This window comes from Rossellomorea sp. RS05 (assembly GCF_039822645.1).
In the GTDB taxonomy this organism is placed as follows: domain Bacteria; phylum Bacillota; class Bacilli; order Bacillales; family Bacillaceae_B; genus Rossellomorea; species Rossellomorea marisflavi_B.
On the sequence record NZ_JBDKWY010000001.1, the window covers coordinates 212,532 to 235,501 of the forward strand.

The 22,970-nt window shown below is 48.2% G+C and carries 30 protein-coding genes; 20 read left to right on the forward strand and 10 right to left on the reverse strand.

The features are described 5' to 3' along the window. The first annotated feature begins 8 nt into the window (after positions 1-8). Positions 9-1,160, forward strand: coding sequence for a competence protein CoiA (locus ABJ225_RS01160; protein ID WP_347318047.1), 1,152 nt, complete (start codon positions 9-11; stop codon positions 1,158-1,160). Between the two features lie 93 nt (positions 1,161-1,253). Continuing rightward, on the forward strand, positions 1,254-3,077 hold the full coding sequence (pepF, locus tag ABJ225_RS01165; protein WP_347318049.1) for an oligoendopeptidase F: 1,824 nt from the start codon (positions 1,254-1,256) through the stop codon (positions 3,075-3,077). 60 nt (positions 3,078-3,137) lie between these two features. Here pepF and ABJ225_RS01170 read toward each other — a convergent pair whose 3' ends face one another. The 5 genes from ABJ225_RS01170 to ABJ225_RS01190 form a co-directional block, all read right to left on the reverse strand. Beyond that, positions 3,138-3,311, reverse strand: a complete 174-nt coding sequence (locus ABJ225_RS01170; RefSeq protein WP_164468455.1) for a hypothetical protein — start codon at positions 3,309-3,311, stop codon at positions 3,138-3,140. A 283-nt stretch (positions 3,312-3,594) separates the two neighbouring features. Continuing rightward, positions 3,595-4,461 carry a ClpXP adapter SpxH family protein gene (locus ABJ225_RS01175; protein WP_347318051.1) on the reverse strand — a complete coding sequence of 289 codons (867 nt, stop codon included), beginning with the start codon at positions 4,459-4,461 and terminating at the stop codon, positions 3,595-3,597. After that, positions 4,448-4,849: a globin domain-containing protein gene (locus ABJ225_RS01180; RefSeq protein WP_053427531.1), complete on the reverse strand. Its 402-nt coding sequence runs from the start codon at positions 4,847-4,849 to the stop codon at positions 4,448-4,450. Before ABJ225_RS01180 ends, ABJ225_RS01175 begins: the two co-directional genes overlap by 14 nt. Before the next feature lie 163 nt (positions 4,850-5,012). Then, positions 5,013-5,627 (reverse strand): lytic transglycosylase domain-containing protein, encoded by a 615-nt coding sequence (locus tag ABJ225_RS01185; RefSeq protein WP_347318053.1) that lies wholly within the window; start codon positions 5,625-5,627, stop codon positions 5,013-5,015. 59 nt (positions 5,628-5,686) lie between these two features. Next, entirely contained in the window at positions 5,687-6,286 is a 600-nt protein-coding gene (locus ABJ225_RS01190; RefSeq protein WP_218245751.1) for a CYTH domain-containing protein, read from the reverse strand. A gap of 131 nt (positions 6,287-6,417) precedes the next feature. Here ABJ225_RS01190 and ABJ225_RS01195 point away from each other — a divergent pair, with 131 nt between their 5' ends. The 4 genes from ABJ225_RS01195 to ABJ225_RS01210 are packed head-to-tail and all read left to right on the forward strand — an operon-like array spanning position 6,418 to position 9,199. Next, positions 6,418-6,789 (forward strand): UPF0738 family protein, encoded by a 372-nt coding sequence (locus ABJ225_RS01195; RefSeq protein WP_347318056.1) that lies wholly within the window; start codon positions 6,418-6,420, stop codon positions 6,787-6,789. Between the two features lie 57 nt (positions 6,790-6,846). Then, entirely contained in the window at positions 6,847-7,494 is a 648-nt protein-coding gene (yjbM, locus tag ABJ225_RS01200) for a GTP diphosphokinase (RefSeq protein WP_048015489.1), read from the forward strand. A 13-nt stretch (positions 7,495-7,507) separates the two neighbouring features. Next, on the forward strand, positions 7,508-8,302 hold the full coding sequence (locus ABJ225_RS01205; protein WP_048004306.1) for an NAD kinase: 795 nt from the start codon (positions 7,508-7,510) through the stop codon (positions 8,300-8,302). Between the two features lie 6 nt (positions 8,303-8,308). Next, complete coding sequence (locus ABJ225_RS01210; protein ID WP_347318059.1) at positions 8,309-9,199, forward strand: RluA family pseudouridine synthase; 891 nt, start codon at positions 8,309-8,311, stop codon at positions 9,197-9,199. A 33-nt stretch (positions 9,200-9,232) separates the two neighbouring features. Here the strand turns inward: ABJ225_RS01210 and prpE are convergent, their stop codons facing one another. Beyond that, entirely contained in the window at positions 9,233-9,964 is a 732-nt protein-coding gene (gene prpE, locus ABJ225_RS01215; RefSeq protein ID WP_347318061.1) for a bis(5'-nucleosyl)-tetraphosphatase PrpE, read from the reverse strand. 244 nt (positions 9,965-10,208) lie between these two features. Between prpE and mgtE the strand changes: the two genes are divergently transcribed. The 5 genes from mgtE to ABJ225_RS01240 all read left to right on the forward strand — a co-directional run bounded on the left by mgtE (position 10,209) and on the right by ABJ225_RS01240 (position 15,564). Further along, entirely contained in the window at positions 10,209-11,552 is a 1,344-nt protein-coding gene (mgtE, locus tag ABJ225_RS01220) for a magnesium transporter (RefSeq protein ID WP_048013149.1), read from the forward strand. A 24-nt stretch (positions 11,553-11,576) separates the two neighbouring features. Then, positions 11,577-13,439, forward strand: a complete 1,863-nt coding sequence (locus ABJ225_RS01225; protein ID WP_218245754.1) for a monovalent cation:proton antiporter family protein — start codon at positions 11,577-11,579, stop codon at positions 13,437-13,439. 109 nt (positions 13,440-13,548) lie between these two features. Further along, complete coding sequence (locus tag ABJ225_RS01230; RefSeq protein ID WP_218245755.1) at positions 13,549-14,037, forward strand: DinB family protein; 489 nt, start codon at positions 13,549-13,551, stop codon at positions 14,035-14,037. A 173-nt stretch (positions 14,038-14,210) separates the two neighbouring features. Then, positions 14,211-14,987 (forward strand): enoyl-ACP reductase FabI, encoded by a 777-nt coding sequence (gene fabI, locus ABJ225_RS01235; RefSeq protein WP_218245756.1) that lies wholly within the window; start codon positions 14,211-14,213, stop codon positions 14,985-14,987. Between the two features lie 148 nt (positions 14,988-15,135). Beyond that, a complete protein-coding gene (locus ABJ225_RS01240; RefSeq protein ID WP_218245757.1) occupies positions 15,136-15,564 on the forward strand; it encodes a CotO family spore coat protein in 429 nt (142 codons plus the stop codon). 41 nt (positions 15,565-15,605) lie between these two features. Here ABJ225_RS01240 and ABJ225_RS01245 read toward each other — a convergent pair whose 3' ends face one another. Further along, positions 15,606-16,085: a CotY/CotZ family spore coat protein gene (locus ABJ225_RS01245; RefSeq protein ID WP_148794872.1), complete on the reverse strand. Its 480-nt coding sequence runs from the start codon at positions 16,083-16,085 to the stop codon at positions 15,606-15,608. Between the two features lie 126 nt (positions 16,086-16,211). Between ABJ225_RS01245 and ABJ225_RS01250 the strand changes: the two genes are divergently transcribed. From ABJ225_RS01250 to ABJ225_RS01290, 9 genes are all read left to right on the forward strand, one after another. Further along, positions 16,212-16,568, forward strand: a complete 357-nt coding sequence (locus ABJ225_RS01250) for a DUF1360 domain-containing protein (RefSeq protein WP_347318064.1) — start codon at positions 16,212-16,214, stop codon at positions 16,566-16,568. 266 nt (positions 16,569-16,834) lie between these two features. After that, the gene (locus tag ABJ225_RS01255) at positions 16,835-17,299 is read left to right on the forward strand and encodes a sporulation protein (protein ID WP_286188182.1); all 465 of its coding nucleotides are present in this window, start codon (positions 16,835-16,837) and stop codon (positions 17,297-17,299) included. 12 nt (positions 17,300-17,311) lie between these two features. Next, complete coding sequence (gene spoVAC, locus ABJ225_RS01260) at positions 17,312-17,782, forward strand: stage V sporulation protein AC (protein ID WP_053427520.1); 471 nt, start codon at positions 17,312-17,314, stop codon at positions 17,780-17,782. Beyond that, entirely contained in the window at positions 17,782-18,798 is a 1,017-nt protein-coding gene (spoVAD, locus tag ABJ225_RS01265; RefSeq protein WP_218245759.1) for a stage V sporulation protein AD, read from the forward strand. Before spoVAC ends, spoVAD begins: the two co-directional genes overlap by 1 nt. Before the next feature lie 15 nt (positions 18,799-18,813). After that, positions 18,814-19,170: a stage V sporulation protein AE gene (spoVAE, locus tag ABJ225_RS01270; protein ID WP_048012985.1), complete on the forward strand. Its 357-nt coding sequence runs from the start codon at positions 18,814-18,816 to the stop codon at positions 19,168-19,170. A 139-nt stretch (positions 19,171-19,309) separates the two neighbouring features. Continuing rightward, positions 19,310-19,438 carry a YjcZ family sporulation protein gene (locus tag ABJ225_RS01275; RefSeq protein WP_079515832.1) on the forward strand — a complete coding sequence of 43 codons (129 nt, stop codon included), beginning with the start codon at positions 19,310-19,312 and terminating at the stop codon, positions 19,436-19,438. 127 nt (positions 19,439-19,565) lie between these two features. Further along, the gene (gene spoVIF / locus ABJ225_RS01280; protein WP_048004293.1) at positions 19,566-19,829 is read left to right on the forward strand and encodes a sporulation-specific transcription regulator SpoVIF; all 264 of its coding nucleotides are present in this window, start codon (positions 19,566-19,568) and stop codon (positions 19,827-19,829) included. Positions 19,830-19,951: 122 nt separating this feature from the next. After that, positions 19,952-20,194 carry a hypothetical protein gene (locus ABJ225_RS01285; RefSeq protein ID WP_148794878.1) on the forward strand — a complete coding sequence of 81 codons (243 nt, stop codon included), beginning with the start codon at positions 19,952-19,954 and terminating at the stop codon, positions 20,192-20,194. Between the two features lie 60 nt (positions 20,195-20,254). After that, positions 20,255-21,151: an MBL fold metallo-hydrolase gene (locus ABJ225_RS01290; protein ID WP_347318068.1), complete on the forward strand. Its 897-nt coding sequence runs from the start codon at positions 20,255-20,257 to the stop codon at positions 21,149-21,151. On the opposite strand, the gene ABJ225_RS01295 is transcribed toward ABJ225_RS01290, so the two are convergent. The 3 genes from ABJ225_RS01295 to ABJ225_RS01305 all read right to left on the reverse strand — a co-directional run bounded on the left by ABJ225_RS01295 (position 21,142) and on the right by ABJ225_RS01305 (position 22,892). Beyond that, on the reverse strand, positions 21,142-21,819 hold the full coding sequence (locus tag ABJ225_RS01295; RefSeq protein WP_347318070.1) for a DUF421 domain-containing protein: 678 nt from the start codon (positions 21,817-21,819) through the stop codon (positions 21,142-21,144). The two genes, ABJ225_RS01290 and ABJ225_RS01295, sit on opposite strands and share 10 nt — an antisense overlap. 127 nt (positions 21,820-21,946) lie before the next feature. Then, positions 21,947-22,369: a GNAT family N-acetyltransferase gene (locus ABJ225_RS01300; RefSeq protein ID WP_347318072.1), complete on the reverse strand. Its 423-nt coding sequence runs from the start codon at positions 22,367-22,369 to the stop codon at positions 21,947-21,949. Between the two features lies 1 nt (position 22,370). After that, positions 22,371-22,892, reverse strand: a complete 522-nt coding sequence (locus ABJ225_RS01305; protein ID WP_056537753.1) for a YjcG family protein — start codon at positions 22,890-22,892, stop codon at positions 22,371-22,373. Positions 22,893-22,970: the final 78 nt, after the last annotated feature.

A 22,970-nucleotide genomic window follows, 5' to 3' on the forward strand; every position in this document is an offset into this window, starting at 1 on the left:
GGTGTTCCATGCTGACTGCTCATGTCAATAACCGTTTAGTCACCGCGTTCCATCATTCGAGAGGAGAACTCTTGAAGCTGCGTTCTTCCACTCCCACGATCACTTGTCCCCACTGTCGTAAGCCCTTGGTCCTCAAAATTGGAAGGAAGACCATCCCGCATTTCGCCCACCAACTAAAGCAAGACTGCCCCGTCATGCATAAAGGGGAGTCCCGTCTTCACCACTCGGGTAAGAAAATCCTTTATGATCGGTTCCACAGCCTGTTCCCGGATGTGAAAGTGGAGTATTTATTAAAGGAAATCAATCAGATAGCCGATGTGTTCATCACTTCGGGGAGCGCAAGAATGGCAGTCGAGGTCCAGTGCTCGACCCTCTCTGCAGCAGAACTGAAGAAGCGGACAGAGGGGTACCGGTCTCTCGGCATCCAAGTGATCTGGCTGTTAACGGAAGGAGCCCCCAGACCGAGCGGGGCAATCAGACTTTCATCGTTTCAGCAAGGCTTCCTGCGCCATGCAGACCCCCTTGGATTATTCCTTCTTCTTTTCCTCCCTGATCAACAGGAATTCCATCTCTACCAAAATCTCATCCCCCTTTCTGCGAATACCTTCCATGCTTGCACGCTTCACAAGATTCCCGTAAGTGAATTCACCATACCCATGACAACCCAAGCACTTGTAAGATCATTTCCCTACAAAATTTGGGACCGCTCGAGGACTGGTTGGATCCAACGCATCCTCAGGTACCCAACCGAGCAAGCCTTTAAGCAGGAAGTATACCAGTCAGGTGATACGTTATTGTATCTACCTCAATGGGTGGGTCTACTTCCCCACTACCGGATCGAAACGCACCCTGTCATCTGGCAGTATTACCTTTGGAGTGATGCGTTGAAGAAAGGGGACGTAGGACTCGGCACAATCGTTTCTGCAATGGCTGTGAGGTCAGAGAGAGGTGACGTGCGGGTCAGGGATCTGCCCCTTGTGGACCAAGGGGGCTGCCCTATAGAGGAAGCCGTCAACTGGTACTTATCTTTATTGGAGAAGCTCGGAATGGTCCGAATGGAGGGAGGGATGTGCAGACTTCTTCAACAGTGGGAATGCCCGGCGACTTTCGATCTCTATATGCTCCACCGAGCGGATTTTTCAGCGCGGTTCCGCATATAGTATAGTGAGACCGATTAGTTGCAGGAATACGTTCGTTGAGAGAGAATAGTACTATTAAGGAAAAATTGCAAAAAATGAGGATGGAGGATCACTATGTCTAATGAAACAGCTGTAAAACGCCTGCCGACCCGCAGTGAAGTAAAGCAGGAGTTAACGTGGAGGCTTGAAGATATCTTCTCGAGTGACGAAGCCTGGGAGAAAGAGTTCAAAGAAATCCAGGAGCTTTCAGGCAAGGCAGGGGATTTCAAAGGAACACTCGGCAACGGAGCAGATGAACTATATGCCGCTTTTGCTTTCCAGGATGAGATCCTTGAGCGGATGGGGAAGGTTTATACATACTCACATATGCGCTACGACCAGGATACCACCAACTCCCATTATCAGGGGATGGACGATAGAGCGAAGAGTCTTTATACAAAGCTCGGCAGCGCATTTGCCTATATGGTTCCGGAGGTTCTTTCCATCGAGGAGGAAAGGATTGTATCATTCCTTGAAGAAAAAGCTGAACTGAAGGTTTATGCCCATGCCCTTGAAGAGATCAACCTTCAACGTCCCCATATTCTGACTGAGAAGGAAGAGTCCCTTCTGGCTCAGGCATCAGAGGTGTTCAGTTCATCGAGCAATACATTCGGAATGCTGAATAATGCCGATCTTGAATTCCCAAGTATCAAAGATGAAAACGGGGAAGTAACGGAAATCACCCACGGGCGATTCATCCGTTTCATGGAGAGCAGTGATCGCGCAGTCAGGAAAGAAGCGTTTGAAAAAGTCTATGAGACGTATGGTAAGTTCCGTAATACATTCGCTTCAACACTGAGCGGTGCCGTGAAGAAAGATAATTTCTCAGCGAAAGTTCGGAACTACGATTCAGCACGCCATGCGGCCCTTTCAAACAATAATATCCCCGAGCAGGTGTATGATAACCTGGTTGAGACCGTCAACAGCAATCTGCATCTCCTTCAGCGATATGTGAAGCTGCGCAAAAAGGTCCTTGAGCTCGATGAAGTCCATATGTATGACTTGTACACGCCACTTGTGAAGGAAGTCAAAATGGAAGTCGGGTATGATGGAGCCCAGAAGATGATCCTTGACGGCCTCAAGCCCCTCGGCGAAGAGTATGCGAATGTCCTGAAGGAAGGGTTTAAGAACCGCTGGGTGGACGTTGTGGAGAACAAAGGGAAGAGGAGCGGGGCCTATTCATCGGGGGCATATGGGACGAATCCGTATATCCTTATGAACTGGCAGGATAATGTGAACAATCTGTTCACCCTTGCCCATGAGTTCGGCCACAGTGTCCATAGCTATTACACCAGGAGCGCACAACCATACACGTACGGGAATTATTCCATCTTCGTGGCGGAAGTGGCATCAACGTGCAATGAAGCCCTCCTCAATGACTATTTATTGAAAACGATCGACGATGAGAAGAAGCGTCTGTATTTGTTGAACCACTATCTCGAAGGATTCAGAGGTACGGTATTCCGTCAGACCATGTTTGCCGAGTTTGAACATCATATCCACAAAAAAGCACAGGAAGGCGTGGCTCTAACGTCGGAATACCTGACGAAGGAATATTATGAACTCAACAAGAAGTACTTCGGTGAGGAAATCATGATTGATGAGGAGATCGGACTGGAATGGGCAAGGATCCCTCACTTCTATTACAATTACTACGTCTATCAATATGCCACAGGCTTCTCGGCTGCAACGGCCCTTAGCCATCAGATCCTTGAAGAAGGCGAGCCTGCAGTCAAACGGTATATCGAGTTCCTGAAAGCAGGAAGTTCGGATTATCCGATTGAGGTGCTCAAAAAGGCAGGAGTCGATATGACAACGTCCTCGCCAGTTGAGGAAGCGTGCAAGGTCTTTGAAGAAAAACTCAATGAAATGGAAGCCCTTCTTGAGAAACTCCAATAAGCGTTAAATAAAAAGACGCCCGCTGAACCACTAGCGGGCGTCTTTGCTTTCGGGCAGAAATCAGCGTTGAAAACCTTTGAATCGATGGCGTGTGAAGAGTGAATGGATGAAGATCAGCACGCATACGAAAAGAATCGGGGATGTGACATAAAGCGGGATCAGCTTCATGAGACCGAAAATATTGAGGATGAAACTGATTCCGATGAGTATAAGGAGGATCACCTGTTTCACCATGAGCACGTCTCCTTTGGAAGCCGTTTTTTACTATGTATATGTGGCAGAGTGAATTCTCATTCAATGGAATATGACAATATTGTGAAATACCATACAAACTCTTGTCATAGCCAGCCGGCTCATGGTATATTATCAGTGTGAAGTTGATCACAAGCAAACATATACCCCTTTGTTTGACCGTGAAAAATTTCTCCCATCCCCTTTGTTCGTATTTGAAAAGCCGATGTTGGCGACAACATCGGCTTTTCCATTTGTGCGATTATTATTATACCGGGATAATTAATTACCCGATATATCTCCAAAATGTCCCGTGTTTTGCGGGGATCTTCTTCACCTTCTGCTGAAGGGCCCACTTTTTCATTTCTTTCTCTACTTCCTCAACCGATAAATCGTATACAACGGCAATTTCCATCGTACCGACCAGGCGGTAATGCTTCATGAATACATCCAGTGAGGGAAGCGTCTTTTTTTCCGGTTTCTCTGCAAGCATTTCTTCAATGATGTGTACGTAGACGTCATAAGGATACATACCTGCGATCTTCAACCCTTCGTCTTCAATGTTTTCATTGAAGAAAACAAGGGTAGGGATCTCTTCGACTTCCATCTCGGATGTGATCTTAACATCACACTTGAACGCCTTCGCAGCAGAATCGGAGTGAATATCGTTCATGAACTCGTTCAGGTCCAGCTTGGCTGCAGTGGCGCATTCCTTTAATACATCGATGGAGGATACGTCCCTTTTTTCAAGGAATAATCGCTCCTGAAGACAACGAAGGAATCGGATGCCCTGATGTTTCCCCTGAAGTTCGGCTGCCTTGATGGCGAATGATACCACATAAGGCGAATCGATGGGATTTTCTTTCCATAGGCTGCCGTCGCAAGACATTCCCGAACGGCTGGCGGTCTTATCCCAGTGCTGGGCGAGATCCGCTTGTTTCTTTCTCGTTGCGATATTCAGCGAGGACAGCTGACCACTTAGGATGTAGCGGATGCGGAAGTATTGACCGTATTCAATGTGAAGCTTTTTCATGATGGGTTCCAGGGCCCAGCATTCCGGACAAAGAGGGTCGACGAACATATAGATTTCCAGAGGCTTCTTATCGGCGCTGCATCCCTTCAACGGATGCCAGTTCACGCTAGTCAATGTCATTCTGCTCCCGTTCATCGGTATTCACCATATGGTGCGCGGTGAGTGCAAGGCGATGGAAGAAATCTTCGCGTACAGGACCCTCTAATTGTACGTCGTCCATTGCTTCATGCATACAGCCGAGCCATGCCTTAGCACGCGACTCGGTAATCGGGAAGGGAAGATGTCTCGCACGGAGCATGGGATGACCATGTTCTTCCGTGTAGATCGGCGGCCCCCCCAGGTATTGTGTCAGGAATTGTTTTTGTTTCCGTGCTGTTTCGGTCAAATCATCCGGGAACAGGTTGGACAGCTCCGGATGGCGGGCTACTCTATGGTAAAACGCTTCTACGAGCATGGAGAGTTTCTTTTCGCCGATTAGATTATAGGGCATGTTAGGTTTCTCGACCATAAGAATGACTCCTTTTTACTAAGTTTGTAAGTTCATTCTAGCAAGCCTGCCGTGTTAGTACAAACAAATCGGCTTGCCCTTCAACCATAGTGTGACCTCGATGGGGGAAACGTATGAAAGGGGGGGCGGGGAAATAAAAAAGAAGCCGGCCTCAATGGCCGGCTCATGCGTAATAAGAATCCATGATTTTTCTCACATAGTTCTGGGTTTCCTGGAAAGGAGGCACTCCACTGTACTTATCTACATTCCCGGGCCCAGCATTATAAGCTGCCAAGGCGAGCTTCATGTCCCCGTCGTATTTCACCAGCATCTGTTTCAGGTACTTAGAGCCGGCAAAGATGTTCTGTTCAGGATCAAAGACGTCAGTGACCCCGAGCCCACGAGCTGTTCCGGGCATGAGCTGCATCAATCCTGCTGCACCTGCGTGACTGGTGGCGGCAGGGTCATAACCCGATTCCTGCTTCACGACGGAGTGGATCAGCTTAGCGGGTATCCCGTAGCGTTCGGCGGCCCTGCTGATGATGGAGTCAATGCCTGTTTCCGGCCCCTTGCTTGCATCACGCTTTTGGGAAAGGGCGAGCGTCGGAGAAAGAGCCTGCTGGGGCATGGTATCGAGAAGATTCTGTACACTCCCCAATGTGTCGGTCCCGGTTGTCTGAAGAGCATTTTCAAGCACGGTTTGGAACACATTGGTTCCTTCGCTTGATGATGAGGCGATGGACCCGAGGTTACCGAGTGCCTGAAGCTCCATCATCGCTTTTACTTGTTGGATGTTCATGTATCGGATCTCCTTGCTCTGATTAGTAGGCGTATACAGTTACTATCGGTAAGATTCCTCTACTGTGAAGGATTTTCCTTCTGCTTTTTCTTCAATTCATCATAAAAGCGCCTGACTTTGTTCTTGGTCTGTCGAACCGGGATCTGGAACGTCTCAAGAAGTTCGAGGAAGATGGCTTCTCCTTCGGTCCTGTCCGCTACTTCATATTCCAGTTCATAGTCTTCTTTATCCAGGTACTCGCTCTGATCCAGAACCAGGAGCCCACCTTTGAATCGTTGTTCCGAGCGTTTTGTATTCAGCGTCCCGAAGTGGTGCAGGGTGTCTGGATCGATATTGAGTCCGAGGATGGTATCCCGCACTTCACCCTCAGGGAATCTTCTATCCTTGAGAAGAGAAGCGACTTCATCCGCGCTTAGGGGCTGGTTGGTCTCGAGCAGGTCTTCGCCGTGGGGGGTCTTCAATGTCAGCGTATGATGTCCGCTCTTGGACCGGATCCTAAGGGCTGAACGGGCTTCCTTCAGTTTGAAATCTTCGGTATCGAAGTAGTGATTGGCCTGGTGCAGAAAATCCGCTTCTTTCACATTGAACGCTGAAGAGAGCTTAACAAACTCTTCGGGTGTAAGAAGGTTCTTGAATTCGATTTCGATTTCTTTTGGCATGAGGGTCTTCCTTTCTACTGTCGGTCATTGCTCCATTATCTCATTGACGAATGGGGAACTTCAATGTTTAGATGAATCCATGAAATGTGGTAGAATGATACTGATTGTTTTATGGAAGGAATGAGTGTTGAATGAGGAAAGTAATCCAGTTTCACCAGACAAGCGTTGAAAACGGTGTCCTGGTCCTGCACACAGAACAGGACGATCTCCTGGAAGGAGTTCGGGCAGCCGGTCAGATCATAGCAGACTCTGATCGATTCGCTTTTGTATACCTAGCAGAAAATGCGGAAGAGTATGTGTATTTATATTTGGAGGAACCGATCTGGCAGGAACTGAAGAACGTCCTGGAAAGCGGCATGCCGGTCATGGCGCGCGGATCGGAACGGACCCTAGAGCTGCATCAGTTCCAGGATGAGCTTCAGTACCTGGTCGAGAATATTCAGGGGAACGGAAACTACGGTGATGAAATGGTCGCTAAGGTTGAAGCGGTATTTTTCCACTGATCAAATAAACATCGTTCATTAAGGCATTGACAGCCGACCCTACCAGGAGGTGATGGAATGAACCATTGGGAACAGTTTTTAGCTCCGTATAAACAGGCTGTTGACGAACTGAAGGTAAAGCTGAAGGGGATGCGTGGTGAGTATGAGAAATATAGCATCCATTCACCCATTGAGTTTGTCACGGGCAGGGTGAAGCCGATTGCCAGCATCTTGGATAAAGCGAACAAAAAAGGAATCAAGCTGTCTGCGATCCAGCAGGAGATGCAGGACATCGCCGGACTAAGGATGATGTGTCAGTTCGTTGAAGATATCCATGTGGTGGTGGAAAAGCTCCGTGCAAGGAAGGACTTCACCATCATCGAGGAACGTGACTATGTGACCCATAAGAAGCCGAGCGGCTACCGCTCCTATCACATCGTCATCGACTATCCCGTGCAGACCATTCACGGGGAAGTGAATATCCTGGCGGAAATCCAGATCAGGACTTTGTCCATGAACTTCTGGGCAACGATCGAGCATTCATTGAATTATAAATACAGTGGCCAGATCCCGGAAGAAATCAGACATAGGTTGCAAGGTGCTGCAGAAGCTGCTTTCCGCCTTGATGAAGAGATGAGCCTCATCAGGGAAGAGATACAGGAAGCACAGGTCATTTTTACGAACAAAACGGAAAAGGACCAGCGAGGGAGACCCAGCGGGACTTGAAAGGGGCATGAGTATGAAGTTCGCGATCACGTCAAAAGGTGATTCCAAATCCAACACGTTGATGCATAAAATGAGGACCTATCTTCAAGATTTTAATCTTACATATGATGAAGACCAACCCGACATCGTCATCTCCGTCGGTGGGGACGGCACGCTCCTCTATGCCTTTCACCGCTATCGTTCAAGACTTGATAAGACGGCTTTCGTCGGTGTCCATACCGGCCACTTGGGCTTTTACGCAGATTGGGTGCCCGAGGAGATCGAAAAGCTGGTCATCGCCATTGCGAAGACTCCTTATCAAGTCATTGAATACCCTCTACTAGAGACGATCATCCGTTATCAGCACGGTGGAAAGGAAACGAGGTATCTTGCACTCAATGAATCCACCGTCAAAAGCGTCGAAGGAACTCTTGTTATGGATGTGGAAATTCGCGGCCAGCACTTTGAACGCTTCCGCGGGGACGGGCTCTGCCTTTCCACGCCTTCGGGAAGTACGGCCTATAACAAAGCCCTTGGAGGTGCTATCATCCACCCGTCGATCCCGGCGATCCAGTTTGCTGAAATGGCGTCCATCAACAATCGCGTCTTCAGGACGATCGGTTCGCCGCTCATCCTCCCGGCCCATCATACATGCATGCTGAAGCCGGTGAACGGTCCTGACTTCCTCGTCACGATTGATCACTTATCCCTGCTTCACAAAGATGTGAAGAGCATTCAATATCGCGTGGCCGATGAAAAGATCCGATTTGCCCGCTTCAGGCCGTTCCCGTTCTGGAAACGGGTGCATGACTCCTTTGTGTCGGACTGACGGATCATGATTCCATACGAAATGAAGTGGGTCATCGGTGAAGAGGACCAGGGACGACGCATGAAAGATTTCCTAAAGGATCATGAGATTTCCAAGCGCACCTTGACGGCGGTCAAATTCGAAGGCGGGGAGCTTAGCGTCAATGGAAAGCGGGAAGATGTAAGGTTTCGCTTAACCAAGGGTGACTGCCTCCGCGTCGTCTTCCCGGTTGAAGACAGTTCCATCCTCCCTGAGCCGCTTCCCTTGAAGGTCCTTTATGAAGATGAGGACGTTCTGGTGGTTTACAAACCCGCTGGAATGAAGACGATTCCTTCGACCGATCAAGCAGGGGGGACATTGGCAAATGCAATCAGGTTTCATTACATGGCTACTGAAGTCGCATCCACTGTCCATATCGTCACCAGGCTTGATAAAGATACGTCTGGGATTGTGCTGGTGGCAAAGCACCGACATATTCATCATCTCTTCACGCTGAGTCAGAAGCAGGGGAACGTTAGCAGGGAGTATGAAGCCATTGCTCATGGGTTGTTTACAGATGCAGAAGGGGTCATCGAAGCTCCCATCGGAAGGAAAGAGACCAGCATCATCGAACGGATGGTGAGGGAAGACGGCCGCCATGCCAAAACCCGATATCGCGTCGTGAAGCAGTACAGAGCGTATGCTCATTTGAGACTGCAGCTCGAGACTGGGAGGACCCATCAAATCAGGGTGCATCTATCCCATATCGGGCACCCTCTTGAAGGTGACGATCTTTACGGCGGTGCGCTTGATCGTATAAAGAGGCAGGCACTCCATTGCAGCCGACTTACCTTTTTTCATCCGGTGAAACAACGCGAGCTGACCTTTCACTGTCCGCTGCCTAAAGATATGAGTCGGTTGGTGGATCAAGGTTCATAATAAGAGCGAGAGCCCCGTGGCCCTCGCTCTTTTTTAGTAACAAGTGAATTTTGTCGGAATCGATGGCATCGTGGAAGGCACACTGACCGTCTCGATTTCCGGGTAGCGGAACGCGGTGAGGCGTCCACCAAAGACGGCACCGGTGTCAATATTGACTGTGCGATGGATCATTCTTGGCTCTGGGACGGGTGTATGGCCATAAACAATCCAAGCATCACCATGATAGTCCCTGGCCCAGTCCCTCCTGACGGGTGTCCCGTTGGGATTCCGTTCCCCGGTGATGTCCCCGTAAAGAACGAAGGTCCTGATTCTTCTATCTTTCCGCCCGATCCATTCCTCTTTCATCCCTGCGTGGGCAAGGATCAGTCTTCCTCCATCGAGCACATCGTAGAGAGGGGCGTCTTCGTACAGAGCGAGGAATTGCTTCTTGATTGCTTCCTGCTTCGAAGGTGAGGCGGATTCCCACTCTGCGACCGTTGTTTCAAGTCCATGGCGTATTTGAACATCATGGCCCAGGAAATAGCGGTACAATTTATCGCAGTGATTCCCAGGGACATACCTTGCTTTTCCCCGTGAGCAGAGAGCTGCCACAAGTTCGATCGTGTCGAGTGATTGCGGCCCCCTGTCCGTAAGATCTCCTATGAAGGCAAGCTTTCGTTCATGATGGACGGGTATCCCGTCATTCCAGCTGTATCCAAGCTTTTCAATGAGTGCGGTCAATTCCTCATAGCAGCCATGTATATCCCCGATGATATCCAGTTTCATATGAGTCAGCTCCTTTTCGCTTTTCTTTTTATTGAAATTATGCCATATTAATGGTTCAGTGTTTCACATATACGCTCGGACCGCAGGACTTCAAGAAAAAGGATGTCATTTTTAAGGCGACAAGAACTGAAGGATTTGCTAGTATTAAAACGATAAAGATACATGTGATAGGAAGAAGGTGTGTTCAATGACTGATATCACACAAGATCAGGAAAGAGACAAAGATAAACCGAATGATAGGGAAATGTTCGATGAAGAACTTCTGATCAGGGCGCTTGAAGAGGAGAATATGGATCTCTTCCGTTCAGAGTTTATTGAACTGCACTCGTATGATCAGGCGACATTCTTTGCACGGGTGGAGGAAGGATTGAGGGCCCGCCTCTATCACTACCTATCCCCAGAAGAAATGGCAGAGCTTTTTGAAAGTCTTGATATTGAAGAAGAAGATTATCAGGATATCCTTGCCGAAATGAATCCCTCTTATGCAGCTGAGATGCTCTCCCATATGTATACGGATGATGCGGTCGATGTATTGAATGAGCTGGATAAGGAACAGGTGGTCAGTTACTTGACCATCATGGATGATGAATCGGCGAAAGAAATCAAAGAACTCCTGCACTATGAAGAATACACAGCCGGTAGTATCATGACCACGGAATTCGTGGCCATCAGCAAGAATCAGACGGTGCGGTCGGCCATGTATATCTTGAAGAACGAAGCGCCGAATGCCGAGACCATCTACTATATCTATGTGATCGACGACGATAAAAAACTCGTAGGGGTCATCTCCCTTCGCGACCTTATCATCAGTCACGATGACGTGATGATCTCAGAGATCATGAGCGAACGTGTCATGTCTGTAGGCGTCAGTGAAGACCAAGAGGCAGTAGCGAGACAAATGAAGGATTACGACTTCCTTGCCCTGCCGGTTGTGGATTTTCAACAGCACCTCCTCGGTATCATCACCGTCGATGACATCATGGACGTTATGGAAGAAGAGGCATCCGATGACTATTCGAAGCTCGCAGGGATCTCGGATCTTGATTCCATCGACCAGAACCCGTTCAGTGCAGCCAAGAAAAGGCTGCCGTGGCTCATTGCCCTTTTGTTCCTCGGAATGTTTACCGCAAGCCTCATCAGCCGGTTCGAGGACACCCTTGCCGTCGTACCGGTCCTTGCCATCTTCATCCCGGTCATTTCGGGGATGTCCGGTAATACGGGTACCCAGGCCCTCGCCGTTGCGGTTCGCGGTATTGCAACGGGAGATATTGAAAAAGAAAGCAGATGGTCCCTTATCATGCGTGAAGCAGGGACCGGTCTGATCACGGGTACAACATGCGGTGTCGGTATCAGCATCATCGTGTACGTGTGGAAGGGTGAGTTCTTCCTCGGACTGGTCATAGGGGTTTCGCTGCTCATATCCCTCTTTGTGGCCACACTTGCCGGGATCCTGGTCCCGCTCGTGATGCATAAGCTCAAAGTCGATCCGGCGGTTGCGTCGGGGCCGTTCATCACTACGATTAATGATATCATTTCGATTTTGATTTATTTCGGCCTCGCCACCATTTTCATGAGCTACCTACTATAACTATAGACAAGGGGGAGAATTAGAATGGAACAACATGCATCTGTTACGTCACTGGTCATTGTGATCCTTGTGGCGTTTCTGACACCTATCCTGCTCCATAAGTTCAAACTCAACTTCATCCCCGTGGTCATCGCAGAGATCATCGTCGGATTGATCATCGGGAAAAGTGGATTTGATATTGTTCACCAGGATATGTGGCTTGAGACGCTTTCTACATTGGGGTTCATTTTCCTAATGTTTCTCAGTGGATTGGAAATAGACTTCACCGCGTTCTCGGGGGGCAAGAAGAAAAAGGCCCTACTGCCGAACGGTAAGGAAGAGCCGAACAGGCTCCGGGTAGCCATGATCATATTCCTGGGAATCTTCGTGGTCTCCCTTGGCCTCTCTTATCTGTTCGTTTGGTTCGGTTTGATTAATAATGCCTTCCTCATGACCCTCATCATCTCGACCATCTCTCTGGGAGTGGTGGTTCCGACGTTGAAAGAGGCCCATATCATGAAAACGGCAATCGGTCAGATCATCCTCCTGGTAGCGGTCATCGCCGATCTTGCGACGATGATCCTGCTTGCCGTATTCGTCTCCCTATACGGGGACGGCCAGGGAAGCATGTGGCTCCTTCTCATCCTCTTCGGTGTGGGAATCCTGCTTTACTTCCTTGCCAGACGACTGAAGAATAATCCGTTCATCAGGAGTCTATCGACAGGTACCGTTCAAATCGGCACGCGGGCGGTATTCACGCTCATCATCGTCCTGGTGGCCATCTCGGAAACCGTAGGGGCAGAGAATATCCTCGGGGCGTTCCTTGCTGGAGTGCTTGTTTCACTGCTTGCGCCCAATCAGGAAATGGTCCATAAGCTGGACTCTTTCGGCTACGGATTCCTCATCCCGATCTTCTTCGTCATGATCGGGGTTGAACTGGACCTCTGGACCCTACTGAGCGACAAGAAAATGCTTCTGTTGATTCCGTTGCTGCTGCTTGCTTTCTTTATCTCGAAAGTCGTGCCGGTGTACTTCCTGAAGTATTGGTATGATACGAAGACGACCCTTGCTTCTGCGTTCCTTCTGACCTCGACCCTTTCTCTGGTCATCGCGGCAGCTAAGATCGCGGAGCGAATCGAGATCATCACTCCGCAGATGAGTGGAACATTGATCCTCGTCGCCGTCATTGCCTGTATCATCACGCCGATTTTCTTCAAGAAGCTTTTTCCGAAAGAAAGTGCGGCAGAGAAGAAGCTCAAGGTTTCATTCCTTGGAGCCAATCAGCTGACGATGCCGGTATCAAGGGAGCTTCAATCCTCCCTGTATGAACCGGTCCTTTACCATACGAGGCAGGACAAATCGGAACAGACCATTGCAGATTCGCTGTTCACCATCAATGAAATCGAGAATTATGATTCTTCGACCATTGAAGCACTTGGGATATTTGATTCGGATATCCTCGTCATTTCTACCGGAGACGAAGCGCTCAATGCTTCATTAGCCGTAGAAGCGAAAGCAAAAGGTGTGGACCGGGTAATCGTCCGGGCCGAGAGTGCAGACCTTCATGAAGATCTGAGGGAGAAGGAGATCGAGGTGTATTCTGTCTACCTATCCACGAAGGCACTCCTGCGGGCCTTGATTGAATCACCGTCTGTACTGAATATCCTTACCAATCAAGAAACGTCCCTGTATGAGATCAGGATGCTGAACCATCAATTCGAGGGAATGTCCCTCAGGCAGTTCCCATTCACCGGAGATGTCATTTTCGTCAGGATTTTCAGGGGGAAGGATTCCATTGTTCCCCACGGTGATACAGAGCTTCATATGAATGATCGCCTGATTGTCACCGGTTCGAAGGAATATGTGGATGAATTGAAGAGAGAATTGGAATTCTGTGAAGACTGCTGAACACATTGGAACTTCCCATGCTATATGCTGGGAAGTTCTTTTTTTATCTCATTAGACAATGGATATCACTATGTTTAGAATGAACGTATAACCAATAGGAGGTGTTCTCATGTGGAGAGAGAATGTGAAGACCATTCGTAATGAATTGATCGACAGCTTCCATGACGCAGGAGAAGATAAACTGAATGAAAAGCCTGCGAGTGGGGGATGGAGCATAGCGGAAGTCGTCCTTCATCTTGCCGGGGCGGAAACACGATTCATGGAGCTCGCACTGCGCTCTGCCTCTGAGAGTATGGCGAAGGGAGAAAAGGTCGACCTGACAGTATTCGATGATCCCGCACATAAGATGATCGCGCCCATCGATCCACCTGACGTACACAAAACCTGTGACGAGCTTCTTAAGGCCCTTCATACTTCGAGGCAGTTAACGGAACGCCTTGAATCTTCCTACACAATAGAAGAGCTGGAGCAAAAATCAATGGATCACCACCGCTTCGGCATCATGCCCATTGAGCAGGTATTCGAACTGCTGGGCAGGCATGAGAAGCGGCATATCCGCCAAATCCACCGGATCAAAGAGCAGATCACCCGACTATGAAAGGATCCCGGTTCTTGGGGGCGTGACGTATGAAGAGCCCCTCCTGTAAGTACGGATGCGGTGGTGGGAGGGATTAGCTTATAAACATCGCGAACAAGGCTTTTCATTTTGGTAATTATCATGTAGAATTAGTATCAGGTACTAATAACATGTATTAAACAGGAGGATATTCAATGACTCTTTCATTAAAGGGAAAAACATACGTCGTCATGGGAGTGGCGAATAAACGCAGCATCGCTTGGGGGATTGCCCGTTCGCTCCACCAGTCGGGAGCACGATTGATCTTTACATATGCTGGTGAACGTTTTGAAAAGGGAGTAACGGACCTTGCTTCCACACTCGAAGGAGGGGAAGATTCACTGATCCTTCCTTGTGATGTGACAAGTGATGAAGATATCGACAAGTGCTTCGCAACCATCAAGGAAGAAGTCGGTGTCATCCATGGCCTCGCTCACTGCATCGCATTCGCGAACAAAGAGGAGCTTGCCGGAGACTATATGAATACGACCCGCGACGGGTTCCTTCTCGCCCACAATATCAGCTCCTACTCACTGACGGCTGTCAGCAAGGCGGCAAAAGGGATCATGACCGAAGGCGGAAGCATCGTGGCTATGACGTACCTTGGAGGAGAAAGGGTCATGCAGAACTACAACGTCATGGGAGTGGCGAAAGCTTCCCTTGAAGCAAGCGTACGCTACCTTGCAAGCGACCTTGGTAAAGATGGAATCCGCGTGAATTCTATTTCTGCCGGTCCGATCCGTACCCTGTCTGCTAAAGGAGTGGGTGACTTCAACAGTATCCTGAGAGAAATTGAAGAGCGCGCACCTTTACGCCGCAACACGACTCAGGAAGAAGTAGGGGATGCCGCTGTATTCCTCTTCAGCAACTACTCAAGAGGAATCACTGGAGAAAATCTCCATGTTGATTCAGGTTATCACGTACTGGGTTAAATTCAGATATCGATAGAAAGAACCTTCATCTAAAGAAGGCTCCTGTTGGAGTCCACCGCGATGAAGGTTCTTTTTTGCATTTTGCCTTGAAGAAACACATAGGAGGGGTGTGCATACATATAAAAGTAGACCATAAGGAGGGATGAATGTGAGGAAAGAAAAGAAGCCTCTGTTATATATTCAGCAGCCCCGCATGATCGATGTGGGCAGCAATATGCAGAATACCTATAAGGGATCAGCCAAGAGGGCCGAATCCAGGCCGAAGCTCCCCGAAGAATTGAAGGAAGAGGTAGTGGAAGCCGTCATAGAGGAACCGGCGGCGCTGACGACAGAATCCTATTTCCGGCCGCTGAAGCCATTCAGGGAGATGGATCTTGAAGGGAAGATAGGCTACCTGAAAGCGAGCATCATGGGGAGGGCCCCGTTCCCATGTACATTCCAGACGGATCAGGTCTCTTACAGAGGTGTGCTTCGATCATCGGATTCCACTACATTGACGGTTAAAACCTTCCAAGGGGAAGATGTGGTGCTGGAAAAAACGGCAGTCAAAAACATCCAGATCATCGGATTGAAATAAAAAGAGCCAGGCGGTCACCCGACTGGCTCCTTCCCTGTTAATCAGTCACAAACTCCGTCCACTCTTACATCATCGATGCATTGGATGGCGCAGAAGCAATCTAGATCAACTGTAATGCAATCCCCTGTCAACTCATAGTAATAGTTATTGTGAAGACCCATCATTTCATCTTCGGAATCAACATCTGCTCCGGAAGCATGAACCTTTTTCAAAACTTGAAGGGTGGCACAACAATCGTCGAATACGTTTTTGACACGGAAGTACGGTGTTTTCCAGCAGTGATGTTTAGGATGCACCTTGAAAAGGTCTCCTTTTTTGTTGTAAAGTTTGAAAACACGCGTGTTTGGTGCATTTCCGACAGGACTGATCAAAGACCCAAGCGGCTCAAGAAAGCAGTCATTCTTACAATCGAAGCAATCTTGATCAGCTGCATCTTGGATATCTTTAATGGCGCGTACGGCTAGACAAACGCATCCTTTACTGGCACCGTGCATATCATCATTTCTTTTTCCGCAACCCATAAGAAATTTTCCTCCTTAAATTGTTTTCATTACACTACTAACATATTGACAGAACGGGTTTTGGGTCACGGACAATAGCCCCTTTTGGGGAAAATAGGCAGAATTGAATGAAGGAGTGGGCGCTTTTTGAAGCTAACTGTTCTGGAATTGATCATCATGGGATTGGCCGTCTTCAGGCTTACCCATCTCATCGTATTTGATAAGATCACTGAATTCATCAGAAGTCCCTTTTTCAACGAAATCACTGAAGCGGATGAAAATGGCTTGGAGGAAGTATATCTGGTTCCAAAAGAGGAGGGGGTCAGAGGGTTTATCGGGGAGTTGTTATCGTGCTATTGGTGTACCGGTATATGGATGGCATTTTTTTGCTACGCGGGATTCATCTTTTACCCTGTTGTGTTCCAACCGTTTCTCGCGATCATGGCGGTAGCGGGGATAGGCGCTATTCTTGAATCGGCCATTCAAAATTGGAAATCACAGTAGGGATTAGGGAAACAGTGGAAACAAGCAATGCATCTTGCGCATATAATGGGAGTGGGAATGAACGAAAGGAGGACGGGGAAGTGAAGAAAACCCCTATACATGTACCGGTCACCACCAATTCCACTCCGAAGAAAAAAGGCTGCGGATGTGGATCGAAAATCAAAAAGAACTAAGACTGCTCCTTTGGGCAGTCTTTTTCTATTCATAAATAATTGCTTTTTAGTGAAAAATACAGGTGAGAACGAACCAAACGGAGGGCGGTATATATGACACGAATGACCATCTGCATCCTGTTCATCCTCCTGCTGACTGGCTGCAAGAGCATGGAAGATGGGAAAGACAGTAAAAATGCATTGATGAAGCGCACCGATCTATCTCCCATCGAACTGGTGGATAATCCGGAAACCGACAGCTTCGGCCATGCCATCAAAAAAGAACTGGCAAAGAAAAAGGAATTATACGATGTTGCTGTGATTCAGGGGAAGGAAAAGACCCTGGTCGTCTATAAAGTGAAACACCTGCAGCGATTCCATATGAAACGGATCGAGCACGACATGGAGGCCTACCTTGAAGATAAGTATCCCGATGAGGATTTCATTCTTTCGAGCGACTATAAAATCTTCCTTGAAACGGTAAGGCTCAAAGAAAGAATAAAGAATAACGATATCGGAAATGAAGAGGCAGAGAAGCATTTCAATGACATCATCACTCTTCAGAAGGAAAAAACATAGGAGGGCTAAGAAGTGGCTAAAACACCAAAAACGCCTGAACAAAAGCAGTATGAAGCCATCGAGAAGAAGTATGAAACGAAACGCCCTTTAATGAAGAACGTGCTGAAAGCCTTTTTTGTCGGGGGATTCATTTGCGTTATCGGACAGGCATTCACTTATATGTATATCTATTTTTTTAACTTCACCGAACAGACGGCTGGAAATCCAACCGTTGCCACCATGGTCTTCCTTGCCATGTTATTGACTGGTTTCGGCTTGTATGATCATCTTGGTCAATTTGCAGGAGCCGGCAGCGCCGTGCCCGTCACCGGTTTCGGAAATTCGGTGATTTCCGCAGCAATCGAACATAAAACAGAGGGGTATGTCCTCGGGGTAGGTGGAAATATGTTCAAGCTTGCCGGATCGGTCATCGTATTCGGCGTTTTCTCTGCCTTCGTCGTGGCCCTCATCAAAACAATCCTCATCCAGTTAGGGGTGATCTAATGTTAAAAGGTTTACAATCATGGGTGTTTCCCCTTAAACCGAAAATCCTTTCCACAGGTGTGGTCGGAGGCCCGTTTGAAAAGAAAGGCCGTCTCAGCGCTGATTTCGATCGTTTCTATGATGATGTGAGGATGGGGACGGATACGTATGAAAAGGCAAACCGTACCATGATTGAAGATGCTGTATCCATCGCACTTGAAAAGAAATCCATCACTAAAAATGACGTCCAGTTCTTCCTGACCGGGGATCTGATCAATCAGATCACACCGTCAAGCTTTGCCGCAAGGACGATCGGGCTCCCTTATTTCGGATTATTCGGGGCATGCTCCACCTCCATGGAAGGCCTCGCCCTTTCTGCACTCATGGTCAATTACCATGGGGCACGCCACGTCATAACCGGAGCTTCGAGCCATAATTCGGCTACGGAAAGACAGTTCAGATATCCGACAGAATATGGCGGTCAAAAGCCTCCCACAGCTCAGTGGACCGTTACGGGAGCGGGGTATGCACTCCTTGGCAATGAAGAGGTCGGATCAGCACCGGGACCGAGGGTCACCTCCGCTACAATCGGAAAGGTCATCGACATGGGTCTATCCGATCCCTTCAATATGGGAGGTGCGATGGCGCCGGCAGCAGTGGATACCATCACGGCTCACTTCAGGGACCTGGAGCGTGATCCATCCTATTATGACTTGATCGTCACAGGAGACTTGGCGAAGATCGGCCGGCTTACGGCCCTTGACCTTCTTCAGCAGAAAGGACTGGGGATCCAGCCCGATCAGTTCCAGGATTGTGGACTGCTCATCTATGATGATGATCAACCGGTTCAGGCAGGGGCAAGCGGTCCGGGCTGTTCTGCCACCGTGCTATACGGCCATCTCCTCAACGAGATGCGTCAAGGGACGTATAAAAGGATCCTCGTAATTGCTACGGGAGCTCTTCTTTCTCCGCTTACCTTCCAACAAGGTGAAACGATTCCTTGCATTGCCCATGCTGTATCCATTGAATATTCATAAGAAAGGGGAGTACCTATGTTAGCGATGTTTTTTTGGGCCTTCGTGGTCGGTGGACTCATATGTGTTGTAGGGCAGCTGCTGCTTGACGTGGTGAAATTCCCTCCGGCATATGCCATGAGTTTTCTTGTAGTCGTGGGTTCCGTGCTTTCGGGATTGGGGCTTTATGAGCCCCTCATTGATTTTGCCGGAGCAGGTGCCACGATCCCGATCATGAGCTTTGGGAATTCCCTGGTGAATGGGGCCATGCAAGAATCCCAGGAGCATGGGATCATCGGGGTGCTGACAGGGATGTTCGAAGTCACATCCTCCGGAATATCGGCAGCCATTGTATTCGGATTTCTCGGGGCCCTCTTGTTCAACCCGAAAGGATGAAGATCAAGCGGTCAGATGGACACCATCTGATCGCTTGATTTCGTTCAGGGCTTCACCCATTTTCACCTCAGCCCAACCATAGGCCTTGTCCGATACATATGTTAATAAGGATTATAGGGCAAAGCGAGGTGATATTTGCATGTACGGATATGGAGGATACGGATGCGGCTACAATTACGGCTGTGGAACTGGCGGATATGGTTCTACATTTGTATTGATTGTCGTTTTGTTCATTCTTTTGATCATCGTCGGAGCCAGTTTCTGCTAGAAAGGAGTAGAAAGGCAGTATCCTTGAGCTATTGGGGATCCTGTCTTTTTTATGGTTTCTGCTTGATCCGAGGAACGCTATTGGGTTTTTTACATATGATGCTTATAGTTAAAGGAGGCGTGAGTAGATGAACAATAATTTTTTCAAGAACCTCGAGAAGAAGACCGGTGTGGATATGAATGAGGTATTTGAACTGGCAAACTCCCTGCAGAATGCAAATTTCAAGGATGAGGCAACTGTACGCAGCGTCATCAAAAGGGTTTCTAAAATCGCCAATAAGCCTGTAAACAAAGAAATGGAAGATAAAATCGTTAAATCCATCGTAAACGATGGGAAGCAACTTGATTTCGGCACCATTTCCAACATGTTGAATAAAGGGAATAAAAAATAAGCATCAGGTACCGATGTCGGTGCGATCGGGAGGCCGGTATATGAGCCTCCTTTTTTTGTTGGGAGGATTAACGTAAAGGGGTACCGGGTAACATACATTAAAAAAGAAGGAGGATGGATCCCATGGGCTATATCGCACCGATTCCCCATTATCAGTATAAGCAGTATCAGGAAAGGGAGCTGAAGGTCACGGAGCAGCCTTACCATTATACCCCTGTACATGCCATCACCGCCCTGTCGAGAGGGATGGGTGGGTATGAAGGAGGACCTCCAGATGATCAGAATGGAAAGGGGAAGGAGAAGGTTCCTGAAAAGATCATTGCAAGACTAACAGGAAAAGGGATCAACTTTCACGAATATGTCTAAGGAGAAGCCATCTCTTCGGAAACGGGGAAGCATCTGACATTATAGTGGGAGCTGAGGACATTGGAATTCATTTTATTACACGAAAACACCTATGCCTTCACTGGGGCCGTGAACATTGGATACTCGGTGAAGGAAGGGAAGGGACTGCTGATCGATACGGGTCTGGATGACTCGGCCGCTAACAAAGTTCTGCGGATACTCGACGAAAAAGGTCTTCCCCTTGATTATTGCATCATCACACATGCCCACACAGACCATTACGGAGGGGCCAATCGGATCAGGAGTAAGAGGGACGTGACGATTCTCGCACCCCGTTTGGAAAAGGCCATCATGGAAAATCCCGTCCTTGAACCCATCTACTTATTCAACGGGGCTTTTCCTCCCATTTCCCTACGGAATAAATTCCTTGAGGCCAAGGGTATTTCTGTCGATAAAGAAATCGAAGCTGGTCCCTTTCAGCTTGGTCCGTTTCAATTGGACATCTTGAGTCTTCCAGGGCACTCCTACGGGCAGATCGGCGTGATGGTAGAAGGGGTCCTCTATGCTTCCGATGCTTACTTTGGCAAGGAGGCACTGGCAAAGCATATCGTTCCATTCATCACAGACGCCGACCAGACCCTGTATACACTTCACTACATATTGGAACAATCCTGTCATGGGGCGGTTCCCGGCCACGGCATATATGAAGAAGATTTTAGAAAGACGGTAGAGGAAAACATCGCCCTTCATCATCGGCATATGGAAGCGTTGGAAGAACTGATTGCGGGCAAACAATCGTGCTCCTTTGAAGGGATCGTCAAGGAGTATTTGAATGAAGTGGGGGTTTCCTCCCGGCAGCTTGGCCAGTTGCTTCTATATCGTACAAGCATAACGGCCTATCTGATTTCACTCGAGAGAAGGGAACGGATCACCATGATGGTCACTCAGAATGAACTTGTGGTGGCCCTTCACTCATAGCCCTGAACCAAGAGCGGTTCATTCTCGGTCCATTCTGCAAAAAGCACGTCTTTTGGCGAAGTGAATCCCTGCATGCTGATCTCAATCTGAAGCCAACGGTCATCTTCCCCCACAATCTTCAAGTTATCATAAAGGATTTCGCCATCCATGATCAGCGACGTGGGCAGGGTTGCTTTCTTCAGTGGAAGGGAAAGGTCCTGACGCTGAACTTGATCGTAGAGAGGCTTCTTGATGACACTGAGGGTACCGTTGGATTCAAGTAGTGCGTACTCGCACTCTTTGACAGAAAAAATATCCTTTGCCCGTAAAAGGTGCTGCAGCTGATTCAAGTCCAGATGATTCTTTTTCAGGACATTATAGTTGATGATTCCCTTATTGATGACGATGGCTGGGGTTCCTTCCATCAAGTGGCGGAATTTCCTGGATTTCTGGGTGAAGAATTCAGTCACAAAAATCAGGGCGCCCCATATCAGGATAGCGGTCAATACTTGAAATACCGAGATATTATCATCGTAAAGGGAGTTACCGACAAGCTCTCCAAGGATCAGGGCCGAGATGAAATCAAATGCTGAGATCTGCGTGATCTGTGTCTTACCCAGTACTTTGGTAAGAATAAGTAATGCGAAGTAACCGACAATCAATTCCACGGCGATGGATGTGTACTCCATGGGGAATCCCCCTTTCGATAGGCTACTCCCCATTATGGACGAATGACCTCTACTCTATACGAATTTGCCGTGAAACTAAACCAGACACAAAAAAGCGCCGGATTCACTCTCCGGCGCCTTCTTGTGTTCATAATGCTTTTTCCATGGTACGGTGGGGAATCCCTGCATCCAAGAATTCATCAGAGACGATCTCATATCCTAATTTCTCATAAAATGGAATGGCTTGACTTTGTGCATTAAGCTTGAGGACAGGAAGGGTCATCTCCCTTGCGTACTCCTCGATGGCCTTCATGATTTCCCGTCCGGCTCCGCGTCCCCTAAGAGAGGAGAGTATGCAGATGCGCTCCGCTTTTCCTTTTCCATCCACGATCCTGAAACGACCTGCGCCTACGGGCTGATCCTCGTCATAAAGGAGGAAATGGGTGGACTCCTCTTCATGTTGATCAATTTCCTCTTCAGGAGGGACATTTTGTTCCCCCACGAAAACGATTTTTCTGATGGAAAATACTTCTTGAAGCTGTTCTTCTGTTGAGGCGATTTTAGTGTGCAATTTACTGATTTTCCTTTCCGAGTCGGAATGTTTCATAGACGGTCCATGAACCGTTCTCCAGCTGATAGAGAAGGTGGAACCGGTCGATGGTTTCCTCATGATCGATGCCAAGCATGGATAGGGAGCCGAAAATGTCAGAGTGCTCATCATTACTCAGCTTCTGGGCTACAGTAATGTGGGGCACGAAAGAGTACTCCGGCTCATCTCCCATGAATTCCCTGTGATGCATGGCATCGTGAAGTGCCTGCAGCTCAGGGTTCGGATCCACTTTGAAATAGATCACGTTATTAACGGGCTGGAAAGAGCTTACTTTATACGCCTTCAGCGTAAAAGGGTCATGTTCTTTGGCGATATGGGAAAGCTTACCGGCGATATCCTTGATATGCTCATCATCGGCGCTGAATACATTTTTCAGCGTCAAGTGAGGCGGGATCAGAGCATAATGAGGGTCATAACGTTTTCGGTAAGAATTTGCGATATCTTGAAGTTTTTTAGATGGGAAAATGACGATGCCATAGTTCATTTTCGTTCAATCCTCCTTAGAAACATATGTGCGTATGAGTAGTATAGCAAATTTTTAAAAAATTTAACATAGGGCGAA

Bases quoted from the DNA above. Each gene is read 5' to 3' on its own strand.
- ABJ225_RS01285 (WP_148794878.1), top strand. From the start codon at position 19,952: ATGGGCTATATCGCACCGATTCCCCATTATCAGTATAAGCAGTATCAG.
- ABJ225_RS01245 (WP_148794872.1), bottom strand. From the start codon at position 16,085: ATGGGTTGCGGAAAAAGAAATGATGATATGCACGGTGCCAGTAAAGGA.
- ABJ225_RS01190 (WP_218245751.1), bottom strand. From the start codon at position 6,286: ATGCCAAAAGAAATCGAAATCGAATTCAAGAACCTTCTTACACCCGAA.
- ABJ225_RS01230 (WP_218245755.1), top strand. From the start codon at position 13,549: ATGTGGAGAGAGAATGTGAAGACCATTCGTAATGAATTGATCGACAGC.
- ABJ225_RS01210 (WP_347318059.1), top strand. From the start codon at position 8,309: ATGATTCCATACGAAATGAAGTGGGTCATCGGTGAAGAGGACCAGGGA.
- ABJ225_RS01305 (WP_056537753.1), bottom strand. From the start codon at position 22,892: ATGAACTATGGCATCGTCATTTTCCCATCTAAAAAACTTCAAGATATC.
- ABJ225_RS01255 (WP_286188182.1), top strand. From the start codon at position 16,835: ATGACACGAATGACCATCTGCATCCTGTTCATCCTCCTGCTGACTGGC.
- ABJ225_RS01225 (WP_218245754.1), top strand. From the start codon at position 11,577: ATGGAACAACATGCATCTGTTACGTCACTGGTCATTGTGATCCTTGTG.
- ABJ225_RS01275 (WP_079515832.1), top strand. From the start codon at position 19,310: ATGTACGGATATGGAGGATACGGATGCGGCTACAATTACGGCTGTGGA.
- spoVAE (WP_048012985.1), top strand. From the start codon at position 18,814: ATGTTAGCGATGTTTTTTTGGGCCTTCGTGGTCGGTGGACTCATATGT.
- fabI (WP_218245756.1), top strand. From the start codon at position 14,211: ATGACTCTTTCATTAAAGGGAAAAACATACGTCGTCATGGGAGTGGCG.
- ABJ225_RS01185 (WP_347318053.1), bottom strand. From the start codon at position 5,627: ATGAACATCCAACAAGTAAAAGCGATGATGGAGCTTCAGGCACTCGGT.
- ABJ225_RS01175 (WP_347318051.1), bottom strand. From the start codon at position 4,461: ATGACATTGACTAGCGTGAACTGGCATCCGTTGAAGGGATGCAGCGCC.
- yjbM (WP_048015489.1), top strand. From the start codon at position 6,847: ATGAACCATTGGGAACAGTTTTTAGCTCCGTATAAACAGGCTGTTGAC.
- pepF (WP_347318049.1), top strand. From the start codon at position 1,254: ATGTCTAATGAAACAGCTGTAAAACGCCTGCCGACCCGCAGTGAAGTA.
- ABJ225_RS01180 (WP_053427531.1), bottom strand. From the start codon at position 4,849: ATGGTCGAGAAACCTAACATGCCCTATAATCTAATCGGCGAAAAGAAA.
- ABJ225_RS01195 (WP_347318056.1), top strand. From the start codon at position 6,418: ATGAGGAAAGTAATCCAGTTTCACCAGACAAGCGTTGAAAACGGTGTC.
- mgtE (WP_048013149.1), top strand. From the start codon at position 10,209: ATGTTCGATGAAGAACTTCTGATCAGGGCGCTTGAAGAGGAGAATATG.
- spoVAD (WP_218245759.1), top strand. From the start codon at position 17,782: ATGTTAAAAGGTTTACAATCATGGGTGTTTCCCCTTAAACCGAAAATC.
- ABJ225_RS01170 (WP_164468455.1), bottom strand. From the start codon at position 3,311: ATGGTGAAACAGGTGATCCTCCTTATACTCATCGGAATCAGTTTCATC.
- ABJ225_RS01160 (WP_347318047.1), top strand. From the start codon at position 9: ATGCTGACTGCTCATGTCAATAACCGTTTAGTCACCGCGTTCCATCAT.
- ABJ225_RS01205 (WP_048004306.1), top strand. From the start codon at position 7,508: ATGAAGTTCGCGATCACGTCAAAAGGTGATTCCAAATCCAACACGTTG.
- ABJ225_RS01295 (WP_347318070.1), bottom strand. From the start codon at position 21,819: ATGGAGTACACATCCATCGCCGTGGAATTGATTGTCGGTTACTTCGCA.
- spoVIF (WP_048004293.1), top strand. From the start codon at position 19,566: ATGAACAATAATTTTTTCAAGAACCTCGAGAAGAAGACCGGTGTGGAT.
- prpE (WP_347318061.1), bottom strand. From the start codon at position 9,964: ATGAAACTGGATATCATCGGGGATATACATGGCTGCTATGAGGAATTG.